Below are 12,006 nucleotides of genomic sequence, written 5' to 3'. Positions count from 1 at the left end.
AACCAACTGATTATTTTAAAAATAACAACCGCTAATCATTCTATGTTCTTTGTCCTTCGTTGACGATGAATTTACTTCGCCTTGGGTCGACATTATGATGACCATGTTGGTTACGTTTTGATGTGCTCACCCGGCTACCACCGGACATAAAAAAACCTCGCATTCGCGAGGTTTTTTGTTTTCAGCCGCTTAGTGAGCGTTTACCACCACCCACATTGGCCCCTGGCCTACGGCATAACGCCCTTTCTCTTCGAGCAGACCCTGCTCGCCTTTAATTTCATACAGCGCGATATGGTGGGATTTCTGCCCCGCCGCAATCAGGTATTTGCCGCTGTGATCGATATTAAAGCCGCGCGGCTGGGCTTCCGTTGGCTGGAACCCTTCAATCGCCAGCACGCTGCCGTCTTCAGAGACGCTAAATACGGTGATCAGGCTGGAGGTACGGTCACAGGCGTACAGATGGCGGCCATCTGGCGTAATGTGGATATCTGCCGCCCAGCGGGTGTCGGAGAAATCAGACGGCATCATGTCCAGCGTCTGCACGCACTCAATCTGACCGTTCGGATCTTTCAGTTCCCATACGTCCACAGAGCTGTTCAGTTCGTTGACCACGTAGGCGTACTGCTGGTTCGGATGGAAGACCATATGGCGCGGACCTGCGCCTTCAACGGTAGTCACTTCAGCAGGATTTTGCGCCACCAGGTGACCATCGTCGCTCAGGGTGAACAGGCAGATACGATCCTGCTTCAGCGCAGGCACCCACAGCGTGCGGTTATCCGGAGAGATATTCGCCGAGTGACAGCCTTCCAGCCCTTCCACCACATCCACGGTTTCGACCGGAATGCCGTCTTCCAGACGGGTTACGCTGACGCAGCCCGCGTTGTAAGAGCCGCTAAAGACAAAGTTTCCTTTGCGATCGGTTGAGATATGGGTTGGGCTACCCGGCAACGGAGCTTCGGCAGTGTACGTCAGCGCGCCGTCGTCCGGAGAAATACGATAGGCCAACACGCGGAACTCCGGGCGCACACCCACGTACAAGAAACGTTTATCCGGGCTGATGACCATCGGTTGCACCTGGCCTGGCACATCAACAACCTGAACCAGCGTGAGTGTCCCCTCGGTATTTAAACGCCAGACATGGATCTGCTGGCTTTCAGGACTGGCGGTATAAACGGTTTGTTTCATGAATATTCACTCCTCACTGCGCATGAAAGTAGTTAACTTTTGACGGTGAATGCTGAATTGTCGACAGGAGTTTTGAAGCGTTCGCCTCTCGGTGTACCATCCCATCAAAACGTAAATTCAATATTAACCCGGGAAAACAGATGACCTCGCGTGTGATTGCTCTGGATTTAGACGGTACCTTACTGACGCCGCAAAAAACCCTTCTTCCCTCCTCCCTTGAAGCGCTAAAACGCGCGAAGGAAGCGGGATATCAACTCCTTATCGTAACGGGTCGACATCACGTTGCCATTCACCCTTTTTATCAGGCACTGGCGTTAGATACACCTGCAATTTGTTGTAATGGCACTTATTTGTATAATTATCAGGCAAAAAAGGTTTTAGAATCCGACCCGCTGCCGGTTCCCCAGGCGCTGCAACTGATTGATCTGCTGGATGAGCATGCCATTCACGGCCTGATGTACGTGGATAACGCGATGGTGTACGAGCGCCCAACCGGCCATGTGGTGCGCACCAGCAACTGGGCGTTATCCCTGCCTGAAGCCCAGCGTCCTGTCTTTACCCATGTTTCATCCCTGCGTCAGGCGGCCCAGGACGTTGAGGCTATCTGGAAATTTGCCCTGACGGATGAAGACACCACCAAACTGAATGCCTTCGCGAAACACGTGGAACAGACGCTGGGTCTGGAGTGCGAATGGTCCTGGCACGATCAGGTGGATATTGCCCGCAAAGGCAACAGCAAAGGCAAGCGTCTGAAGCAGTATGTGGAATCGCAGGGCTGGTCAATGCAGGACGCGATCGCCTTCGGCGACAACTACAACGACATCAGCATGCTGCAAGCTGCCGGTACGGGCGTGGCGATGGGCAATGCCGACGACGCAGTAAAAGCGCGCGCTGACGTAGTCATTGGCGACAACACCACCGACAGCATCGCGCAGTACATTTATACCCATCTGCTGTAATCAGGCGGTGATCGAGACGCTCTTGATTTGCGCGTAGAGCCACAGGCCGGGTTTGATCCCTAACTCATCCCTGGCCCAAGGGCTGATGCGCGCCCAGAGCGTTCTGCTTCCCACCTCGAGCTTCACTTCCACCTGGCCGTTATCATCAAAACACTCCGCCACTTTGGCGCGCAGAATATTTCGAATACTGGTTTGCAGCGGCGGTTGCAGCACCAGCGAAACGTCAGATGCCTGAATACGAATACGCAGCGCGGACTGCAATGGCTTGTCGATCTTATTGACCCACAGGTGCTGATCGCCCAGCGCCAGCGCCGTCATCGCGTAGTGCGGATGGTGTTCCAGCACGCTCACTTTCAGGATGCTGCTCTGCTGTTCCCGGGGTAACCACGGGTGCATTACGCTACTGCCCCACACCTCTTCCAGGTTGCCGAAGGCCTTGACGCTCCCCTCTTCCAGCACCAGCACTTTGTCGGCCAGATGCAGGATCTCATCCAGCGAATGGCTGACGTAGAGCATCGGAACATTAATTTCCCGCGTCAGGCGCTGTAGATAAGGCAGGAGCTCACGTTTGCGCGGAATATCCAGCGAGGCCAGCGGTTCGTCGAGCAGCAGCAGTTCGGGTGCGGTCAGCAACGCGCGGCCAATGGCCACGCGCTGTTTTTCTCCGCCGGAAAGCGAGGATGGCAGCCTGTCGAGCAGTGGCTCAATGCCTAAAAGCGTTACCAGCTTATCAAATTGCCCGGCCATGCTTTTCGCCATGCCGTAACGAAGGTTGCCGCGCACGCTGTAGTGCGGGAATAAGCGTGCGTCCTGGAAAACATAGCCGATGCGGCGTTTATCCGGCGACAGATAAACCTTATTTTTCACGTCATTCAGGACACGGTCATTCAGGACAATACGGCCAGACTGCGGGCGCGTCAGGCCGCTGATGGCATTTATCAGCGAGGTTTTGCCCGCTCCCGACACGCCGAAGATGGCGGTGATACCGCTTGCCGGCAGAGTCTCGTTAAGCGTCAGAGTATGGTTTCCCAGCGTCTGGGAGAAATTCAGTTCCAGCATGCTTATTTCCCCATCCGCTCACGGCTCAACCGCGCCAGCCATTCCGACACCAGCAGCGATACCAGGGCTAATACGATTGAGATGATACACAGCCGCGCCGCCGCGCCCTCTCCACCCGGCGTTTGAATCAGGGTATACATGGCCGAGGGGATGGTTCGCGTCTCGCCGGGGATGTTCGATACGAAGGTGATGGTCGCGCCAAACTCGCCCAGCGAGCGGGCGAAAGCCAGCACCGTCCCGACAATAATGCCCGGTAACGTCAGGGGGAGCGTGATGGTGAAAAAGACGCGCCAGCGCCCGGCGCCCAGCGTGCGGGCCGCCTGCTCGAGCTTCATGTCCACGCCTTCCAGCGCGAGGCGGATCGCCCTCACCATCAGCGGGAATGACATTACCGCTGCCGCCAGTACCGCACCGCGCCAGCTAAAAGCGAACGTCAGCCCAAACCAGTCGTAGAGCTTCTCGCCGATAAAACCGCGCCGCCCCATCGACACCAGCAGCAGATAACCAACCACCACGGGCGGCAACACGAGCGGAAGATGAAGCACGCTGTCGAGCAGCGCTTTGCCGGGAAACTGACAGCGAACCAGTAGCCAGGCAAAGAAGATCCCAAAGGGCAAACTCAGCGCAACCGCCAGGGAAGAGACTTTAAGGCTCAGCAGAACAGCCTGCCATTCAGGATCGGTCAATATCATCAGTGAGTCGTAAATCCGTAACGTTTAAAGATTGCGGACGCTTCCGGCCCCTTCAGATAATCGCGGAAAGCCGTCACGGTCGCATTTTTATGTCCATCAACAATCGCAACAGGATATTCCACTTTCTTGTGGGAGTCTTCCGGGAACGTTGCCACCACTTTCACACCCTTACTGGCTACGGCATCAGAGCCATACACAATGCCCAGCGGGGCTTCGTTGCGTTCCACCAGCGCCAGCGCGCCGCGGACATCCTCCGCCGGAGCCAGCTTCGGCGACAATGTCTCCCATGCGCCCAGCTTTTGCAGCGCTTCTTTGGCGTAGATCCCGGCAGGAACGTGCTCCGGATCGCCCACCGCCAGACGCCCGCCGTTCAGCAGACTTATCCAGTTGGTCTCTTTGTTGATGGTGATGTCAGCCTGGGCGCTGGCTTTTGGCGCCACCACGACCAGGCTATTCCCCAGCAGCGTTTCGCGGGTTGCCGCATCAATCGCTTTCTTCTCCACCGCGTAATCCATCCACTTCTGATCGGCCGAGATGAACAGATCCGCCGGCGCGCCCGCTTCTATCTGGCGCGCCAGCGTCGAGGAAGAGGCAAAAGAGGAGACCACCTCGACGTTTTTCTCTTTTTTATACGCCGCCGCGATATCCTGCAGCGCGTTGGTCAGCGACGCCGCCGCAAAGACCGTGATTTTAACCTCGTCCGCCAGCGCGTGTCCGGTAAGTGAAAGCGTCAGCGTTGCCCCTGCGAAAAGGCGTATCCATGAACGTGCCATCTGTAACTCCTGTGAGTAGCGTTATATACACATTAATATAACGGTAACGTCAGGGAGATCCCAGCGTTTAATCGTACCGCTGAAGGGGTAAACCAGTGTGATGCGTTAAATGATATCGGCGTAAACGGGAAAATCTTGAGAGCAAAACGCCCGGGCTAGCCGGGCGTTTTGTGGGGAATCAATGCTGCTTTTTAGCCTGGTCTTTGTGACCAATGTTCGAAAAGACGTTGAACACTTCACCCAGGCCGTAGATGGCACCGAGGATGATGGCCATCACTACTGGTACCATGATCACGGCGAATACCAGACTTTTCAACAACTCTAACATGGTTTTCTCCAGATATTGTGAATGGCTCATTCTACCTTTTCAAGTGAGAAAATCATCCCCTTTTGTGCGGTACCCTTTGCGCCCTGCACCATTTGGGTCACAATACTCTTTTTGCCAGGACACTGTTATGCAGGCCGAAATTCTCCTCACTCTTCGACTTCAGCAGAAGCTTTTCGCCGATCCGCGACGTATCGCCCTGCTTAAACAAATAGAACAAACGGGCTCGATTAGCCAGGGGGCGAAAAACGCGGGCATCAGCTACAAAAGCGCCTGGGACGCCATCAACGAAATGAACACCCTGAGCGAACAGCCGCTGGTGGACAGAGCCACGGGCGGCAAAGGCGGCGGCGGTGCGATCGTGACGCGTTATGGCCAGCGCCTTATTCAGCTCTACGATCTGCTGGCCCAGATCCAGCAAAAAGCGTTTGATGTATTGAGCGACGACGATAACGTTCCGCTGGACAGCTTGCTGGCCGCCATTTCCCGCTTCTCGCTACAAACCAGCGCCCGCAACCAGTGGTTTGGAACGGTGACCGCGCGGGACAATCTCCAGGTACAGCAGCATATTGAGATCCTGCTTGCCGATGGCGCCACCCGTCTTAAAGCCGCAATAACGGCGCAGAGTGCGGAGCGCCTTGAGCTGGATGAAGGTAAAGAGGTGCTGGTGCTGCTGAAAGCACCGTGGGTCACTATCACGCGCGATCCCAATGCGGCAAAGGCAGCTGATAATCAGCTGCAGGGCGCAATCAGCCATATCGAACGCGGCCAGGCGCAGTGCGAAGTGCTCATGACCCTGGCTGATGGGCAGCCGCTTTGCGCGACCCTACCGCTCAGCGAGTCGGACGACTTAGAAGAAGGTGCTGTCGTCACCGCGTATTTCAACGCAGACCGGGTGATTATCGCCACTTTGTGCTGAGCGCATTGACAATCGTACCGACAGTGCGTATCCCTGATATCTGTTGCTGCAAAAACAGGGATAAATCATGTCATCATTGCATATTTCGCAAGGCACATTTCGTCTTAGCGATACCCGAACGCTGACGATTGCTGATTTGACGATACGCGCGGGTGAAAGCTGGGCGTTTGTCGGCACCAACGGCAGCGGTAAATCCGCGCTGGCCCGCGCGCTGGCGGGAGAACTCAACCTCCTCAAGGGCGAATACCAGAGCGATTTTAAGCGCCTGACGCGCCTGTCATTTGAACAACTACAAAAGCTGGTCAGCGACGAGTGGCAGCGCAACAACACCGATTTACTCAGCCCAGGCGAAGAAGATACCGGCCGTACGACGGCGGAAATTATTCAGGATGAGGTGAAAGACCCCGCCCGCTGTCAGCGCCTGGCTGAACGGTTCGGCATCACCGCCCTGCTGAACCGACGCTTTAAATACCTTTCTACCGGCGAGACGCGGAAAACGCTGCTTTGCCAGGCGCTGATGAGCGAGCCCGAATTGCTTATCCTCGACGAACCGTTTGACGGCCTTGACGTGCAGTCCCGGGCGCAGCTGGCGTCCCTGCTGGCGTCGCTTAATCAGCAGGGATATACCCTCGTGCTGGTGCTTAACCGCTTCGATGAAATTCCGGATTTTATCCAGCACGCGGGCGTCCTGGCCGACTGTAACCTGACCGAGACCGGCGAAAAAAACGCGCTGCTTAAGCAGGCGCTGATTGCCCAGCTCGCCCACAGCGAACGGCTCGACGGTATTACCCTTCCCGAACCCGACGCCCCTTCGGCGCGCCATGCGCTCGATCCCCACCAGCCGCGCATCGTGCTGCGCGACGGGGTGGTCTCTTATGACGATCGCCCGATCCTTAATCGCCTCAGCTGGACGGTCAATCCGGGCGAGCACTGGCAGATTGTTGGCCCCAACGGCGCGGGAAAATCAACGCTGCTGAGCCTCATCACCGGCGATCACCCGCAGGGCTACAGCAACGATCTGACGCTGTTTGGTCGGCGTCGCGGCAGCGGAGAAACCATCTGGGATATCAAAAAACATATCGGCTATGTCAGCAGTAGCCTGCATCTGGATTACCGGGTCAGTACCACGGTACGCAACGTGATCCTCTCCGGATATTTTGATTCCATCGGTATTTATCAGGCGGTGTCGGATAAACAGCATAAGCTGGCCCAGCAGTGGCTGGACATTCTGGGCATGGACAACCGGGTTGCTGACGCGCCGTTTCATAGCCTTTCGTGGGGGCAGCAGCGTCTGGCACTGATCGTTCGCGCGCTGGTGAAACACCCTACGCTGCTGATCCTCGACGAACCGCTGCAGGGACTTGACCCGTTGAACCGCCAGCTTATCCGCCGCTTTGTGGACGTGCTGATTAGCGAAGGTGAAACGCAACTGCTGTTTGTTTCACATCATGCTGAAGATGCCCCCGCCTGCATCACGCATCGCCTGGAGTTTGTTCCGGATGGTGAACACTATCGCTATCGGCAAAGCAAAATCGATTGACCTCCGGAGGGCACCGCCCTCCGTTTTTCAGATAACCTGCACTAATACATTGCTATCCCGTTGATCTACAATGCCTCATGGCAGTTGAAAATCGGATTTTAAAAACAGTGTAAACGATTCCACTATTTTATCCCATGTCACACTTTTTGCGTCTCTGTTATGCTATGGTTATTACATACCATAAGCCCAATGGAGCGAAATATGCGAGTTCTGGTAACAGGTGGTAGCGGTTACATAGGTAGTCATACCTGCGTGCAACTGCTGCAAAACGGCCATGACGTCATCATTCTCGACAACCTGTGCAACAGTAAGCGCAGCGTGCTGCCTGTAATTGAACGTCTTGGCGGTAATCAACCGACTTTCGTGGAAGGTGACATCCGCAATGAAGCGTTGATGACCGAGATCCTTCACGATCACGCCATTGAAGCGGTAATCCACTTCGCGGGTCTGAAAGCGGTCGGTGAATCCGTTGCGAAGCCGCTCGAGTATTACGACAACAACGTCAACGGTACTCTGCGTCTCATCTCCGCCATGCGTGCGGCGAACGTCAAAAACTTCATCTTTAGCTCCTCCGCCACCGTTTACGGCGATCAGCCCAAAATCCCTTACGTTGAAAGCTTTCCGACCGGTACTCCGCAAAGCCCGTACGGCAAAAGCAAGCTGATGGTGGAGCAGATCCTGACCGACCTGCAAAAAGCCCAGCCGGAGTGGAGCATCGCCTTACTGCGCTACTTCAACCCGGTCGGCGCGCATCCGTCTGGCGACATGGGTGAAGATCCGCAGGGCATCCCGAACAACCTGATGCCGTATATCGCCCAGGTTGCCGTGGGTCGCCGCGACTCGCTGGCTATTTTTGGCAATGACTACCCCACCGAAGATGGCACTGGCGTGCGCGACTACATCCACGTGATGGATCTGGCCGACGGTCACGTTGCGGCCATGCAGCAGCTGGCTGACAAACCGGGCGTGCATATTTACAACCTCGGTGCCGGGGTCGGCAGCAGCGTCCTGGACGTGGTTAACGCCTTCAGTAAAGCCTGCGGGAAGCCGGTTAACTACCACTTCGCACCGCGTCGTGAGGGCGATCTGCCTGCTTACTGGGCCGACGCCACCAAAGCCGACAAAGAGCTTAACTGGCGTGTTACGCGCACGCTTGATGAAATGGCACAGGATACCTGGCACTGGCAGTCACGCCATCCGCAAGGCTATCCGGACTAAGGATCCGTCATGACGCAATTCAATCCCGTCGATCATCCGCATCGTCGTTTTAACCCGCTAAGCGGGCAATGGATTTTAGTTTCTCCGCATCGCGCCAAGCGCCCCTGGCAGGGGGCGCAGGAGACGCCTGCAAAACAGACGCTGCCACAGCATGACCCGGACTGTTTCCTCTGTCCGGGCAACACGCGCGTCACCGGGGATAAAAACCCGGACTACAAAGGTACCTTCGTGTTCACCAACGATTTTGCCGCCCTGATGACCGACACGCCGGACGCGCCGGAAAGCCACGATCCGCTGATGCGCTGCGAAAGCGCGCGCGGAACCAGCCGCGTGATCTGCTTCTCGCCCGATCACAGCAAAACGCTGCCGGAGCTGAGCGTTGAGGCACTGAAAGAGGTGGTCAGCACCTGGCAGGCTCAAACCGCAGAGCTGGGGCAGAGCTATCCGTGGGTGCAGGTGTTCGAAAATAAAGGCGCGGCCATGGGCTGCTCGAACCCGCACCCGCACGGCCAGATCTGGGCGAACAGCTTCCTGCCTAACGAAGCCGAGCGTGAAGACCGCCTGCAGAAAGCGTATTACGCGGAAAATGGTTCGCCGATGCTCGTGGATTACACCCAGCGTGAGCTGGCCGACGGCAGCCGCACCGTGGTCGAAACAGAACACTGGCTGGCCGTCGTCCCTTACTGGGCCGCCTGGCCGTTTGAAACGCTGCTGCTGCCGAAAGCACACGTGCAGCGCATTACCGATCTCAGCGACGCGCAGCGCGACGACCTTGCCCTGGCGCTGAAAAAACTGACCAGCCGTTACGACAATCTGTTCCAGTGCTCCTTCCCTTACTCCATGGGCTGGCACGGCGCGCCGTTTAACGGCGAAGAGAATCAACACTGGCAGCTGCACGCCCATTTCTATCCGCCGCTGCTGCGCTCTGCGACGGTACGTAAATTTATGGTGGGCTACGAGATGCTGGCGGAAACCCAGCGTGACCTGACGGCGGAACAGGCGGCAGAACGTCTGCGTGCCGTTAGCGACGTCCACTATCGCGAATCAGGAGTCTAAAAATGAGTCTGAAAGATAAAACACAATCCCTGTTTGCTGAGAAATTTGGCTACCCTGCCACCCACGTTATCCAGGCGCCTGGTCGCGTTAACCTGATCGGTGAACACACCGACTATAACGACGGTTTCGTGCTGCCGTGCGCCATCGATTACCAGACCGTCATCAGCTGCGCGAAGCGCGACGACCGTAAAGTCCGCGTGATTGCGGCGGATTACGATAATGAGACGGACGAGTTTTCCCTCGATTCCCCGATTGTGACGCACGACGGTCAGCAGTGGTCTAACTACGTGCGCGGCGTCGTAAAACACCTTCAGAAGCGTAACAAGAGCTTCGGCGGTGCGGATTTAGTCATCAGCGGCAACGTGCCGCAGGGTGCGGGCTTAAGCTCCTCTGCGTCTCTGGAAGTCGCCGTTGGCACCGTGTTCCAGCAGCTTTATCATCTGCCGCTGGATGGCGCGCAAATCGCCCTGAACGGTCAGGAAGCAGAAAACCAGTTCGTGGGCTGTAACTGCGGCATTATGGACCAGCTGATCTCCGCGCTGGGCAAAAAAGAGCATGCCCTGTTAATTGATTGCCGTTCGCTGGGCACCAAAGCCGTTCCCCTGCCAAAAGGCGCGGCAGTGGTAATCATCAACAGCAACTTTAAGCGCACGCTGGTGGGCAGCGAATACAACACCCGCCGCCAACAGTGCGAAACCGGCGCCCGCTTCTTCCAGCAGCCAGCCCTGCGCGACGTAACGCTCAATGAATTTAACAAAGTGGCGCACGAGCTGGATCCGGTTGTCGCTAAACGCGTTCGTCACGTGCTGACGGAAAATGCCCGAACCGTTGAAGCCGCGTCCGCGCTGGCGAAAGGTGACCTGAAACGCATGGGTGAGCTGATGGCGGAATCTCACGCCTCCATGCGCGATGATTTTGAAATCACCGTTCCGCAAATCGACACCCTGGTGGACATCGTTAAAGCGACCATTGGCGACAAGGGCGGCGTACGCATGACGGGCGGTGGTTTCGGCGGCTGCATCGTTGCGCTGGTGCCAGAAGAGCTAGTCCCTGCCGTGCTGGATGCCGTGACGAAGCAGTACGAAGCAAAAACAGGCATCAAAGAAACCTTCTACGTTTGTAAAGCATCACAAGGAGCCGGACAGTGCTAAACGAAACGCCCACACTCGCACCGGATGGTCTGCCGTATCGCCTGTTAACCCTGCGCAACAGCGCGGGGATGGTCGTTACGGTGATGGACTGGGGTGCAACCCTTCTTTCTGCCCGCGTACCGATGCCGGACGGCAGCGTGCGCGAGACCCTGCTCGGCTGCGCATCGCCCGAGCAGTATGTTAATCAGTCCGCCTATCTTGGCGCATCCGTAGGACGCTATGCTAACCGCATCGCAAAGAGCCGCTTTGAGCTCGACGGCGTGCAGTACCCCCTGCTTCCAAGCCAGGGTGAGAATCAGCTGCACGGCGGTCCGGACGGGTTTGATAAACGCCGCTGGAAGATTGTTCGTCAAAACGACGGTGAAGTGCTGTTCTCGCTGGATTCGCTGGACGGCGATCAGGGTTTCCCGGGTAACCTTACCGCCTCCGCGCGCTTTACGCTGACCGACGACAACCGTATCGCCATCGAATACCGTGCGACGGTCGACAGGCCGTGTCCGGTCAATCTAACCAATCACGCGTACTTTAATCTGGACGGTAGCCAGTGCGACGTGCGTAACCACAAGCTGCAGATCCTGGCGGATGCCTGGCTGCCGGTTGACGAAATGGGCATTCCGTATCAGGGCCTCAAAGACGTCAGCGGCACCAGCTTTGACTTCCGCAGCGCGAAAACGATCGCCCAGGATTTCCTGAGCGATGACGATCAGCGCAAGGTTAAAGGCTACGACCACGCGTTCCTGCTGCAGGCCAAAGGGGATGTGAAACAACCTGCCGCTCAGGTCTGGTCTGCGGATGAGAAGCTGCAGATGACGGTTTATACCACCGCCCCTGCCCTGCAGTTCTACTCGGGTAACTATCTCGGCGGCACAGCGGCGCGCGAACACGATGAGTACAGCGACTGGCAAGGCCTGGCGCTGGAGAGCGAGTTCCTGCCGGACAGCCCAAATCATCCGGAATGGCCGCAGCCGGACTGCGTTCTGCGTCCGGGTGAAGAGTATGTGAGCGTCACAGAGTATCATTTCATTCCACATTGATTTCCAGCCCTCCATCGGAGGGCTTTTTTCTGCGCGCCTTGCTGAAAATAGCGCCGATCGCAGACAAAATCATAACCCTGGATTCACAAGCATCT

Annotated in this window: 12 protein-coding genes; 7 read left to right on the top strand and 5 right to left on the bottom strand. The window is 56.7% G+C overall.

The window, feature by feature from the left end; translation table 11 throughout:
* Positions 1–189: 189 nt before the first annotated feature.
* The gene (gene pgl, locus V1587_RS08960; protein ID WP_371898867.1) at positions 190–1,185 is read right to left on the bottom strand and encodes a 6-phosphogluconolactonase; all 996 of its coding nucleotides are present in this window, start codon (positions 1,183–1,185) and stop codon (positions 190–192) included.
* A gap of 140 nt (positions 1,186–1,325) precedes the next feature.
* Here pgl and V1587_RS08955 point away from each other — a divergent pair, with 140 nt between their 5' ends.
* The gene (locus tag V1587_RS08955; protein ID WP_371898868.1) at positions 1,326–2,144 is read left to right on the top strand and encodes a pyridoxal phosphatase; all 819 of its coding nucleotides are present in this window, start codon (positions 1,326–1,328) and stop codon (positions 2,142–2,144) included.
* Here the strand turns inward: V1587_RS08955 and modC are convergent, their stop codons facing one another.
* The 4 genes from modC to V1587_RS08935 all read right to left on the bottom strand — a co-directional run bounded on the left by modC (position 2,145) and on the right by V1587_RS08935 (position 4,996).
* Positions 2,145–3,203, bottom strand: a complete 1,059-nt coding sequence (gene modC / locus V1587_RS08950; RefSeq protein ID WP_371898869.1) for a molybdenum ABC transporter ATP-binding protein ModC — start codon at positions 3,201–3,203, stop codon at positions 2,145–2,147.
* Between the two features lie 2 nt (positions 3,204–3,205).
* The gene (gene modB, locus V1587_RS08945; protein ID WP_045909470.1) at positions 3,206–3,895 is read right to left on the bottom strand and encodes a molybdate ABC transporter permease subunit; all 690 of its coding nucleotides are present in this window, start codon (positions 3,893–3,895) and stop codon (positions 3,206–3,208) included.
* Positions 3,895–4,668 (bottom strand): molybdate ABC transporter substrate-binding protein, encoded by a 774-nt coding sequence (modA, locus tag V1587_RS08940; protein ID WP_395314565.1) that lies wholly within the window; start codon positions 4,666–4,668, stop codon positions 3,895–3,897. Before modA ends, modB begins: the two co-directional genes overlap by 1 nt.
* 178 nt (positions 4,669–4,846) lie before the next feature.
* Entirely contained in the window at positions 4,847–4,996 is a 150-nt protein-coding gene (locus V1587_RS08935) for an AcrZ family multidrug efflux pump-associated protein (protein WP_023310811.1), read from the bottom strand.
* Positions 4,997–5,123: 127 nt separating this feature from the next.
* On the opposite strand from V1587_RS08935, the gene modE reads away from it, so the two are divergent.
* The 6 genes from modE to galM all read left to right on the top strand — a co-directional run bounded on the left by modE (position 5,124) and on the right by galM (position 11,911).
* Positions 5,124–5,912 (top strand): molybdenum-dependent transcriptional regulator, encoded by a 789-nt coding sequence (gene modE, locus V1587_RS08930; protein ID WP_371898871.1) that lies wholly within the window; start codon positions 5,124–5,126, stop codon positions 5,910–5,912.
* Between the two features lie 67 nt (positions 5,913–5,979).
* Positions 5,980–7,452, top strand: a complete 1,473-nt coding sequence (gene modF, locus V1587_RS08925; protein ID WP_371898872.1) for a molybdate ABC transporter ATP-binding protein ModF — start codon at positions 5,980–5,982, stop codon at positions 7,450–7,452.
* 201 nt (positions 7,453–7,653) lie between these two features.
* Positions 7,654–8,670: a UDP-glucose 4-epimerase GalE gene (gene galE, locus V1587_RS08920; protein WP_395314564.1), complete on the top strand. Its 1,017-nt coding sequence runs from the start codon at positions 7,654–7,656 to the stop codon at positions 8,668–8,670.
* Between the two features lie 9 nt (positions 8,671–8,679).
* Positions 8,680–9,726 (top strand): galactose-1-phosphate uridylyltransferase, encoded by a 1,047-nt coding sequence (galT, locus tag V1587_RS08915; protein WP_371898873.1) that lies wholly within the window; start codon positions 8,680–8,682, stop codon positions 9,724–9,726.
* A gap of 2 nt (positions 9,727–9,728) precedes the next feature.
* Positions 9,729–10,877: a galactokinase gene (galK, locus tag V1587_RS08910; protein WP_395314563.1), complete on the top strand. Its 1,149-nt coding sequence runs from the start codon at positions 9,729–9,731 to the stop codon at positions 10,875–10,877.
* Positions 10,871–11,911 carry a galactose-1-epimerase gene (gene galM / locus V1587_RS08905; protein ID WP_371898875.1) on the top strand — a complete coding sequence of 347 codons (1,041 nt, stop codon included), beginning with the start codon at positions 10,871–10,873 and terminating at the stop codon, positions 11,909–11,911. Before galK ends, galM begins: the two co-directional genes overlap by 7 nt.
* Positions 11,912–12,006 lie beyond the last annotated feature (95 nt).

Source organism: Enterobacter sp. ECC-249 (assembly GCF_043965265.1).
In the GTDB taxonomy this organism is placed as follows: domain Bacteria; phylum Pseudomonadota; class Gammaproteobacteria; order Enterobacterales; family Enterobacteriaceae; genus Enterobacter; species Enterobacter quasiroggenkampii.
The sequence above is the reverse complement of the archived record's forward strand: the minus strand, read 5'-3'. Positions and strand labels throughout refer to the sequence as shown.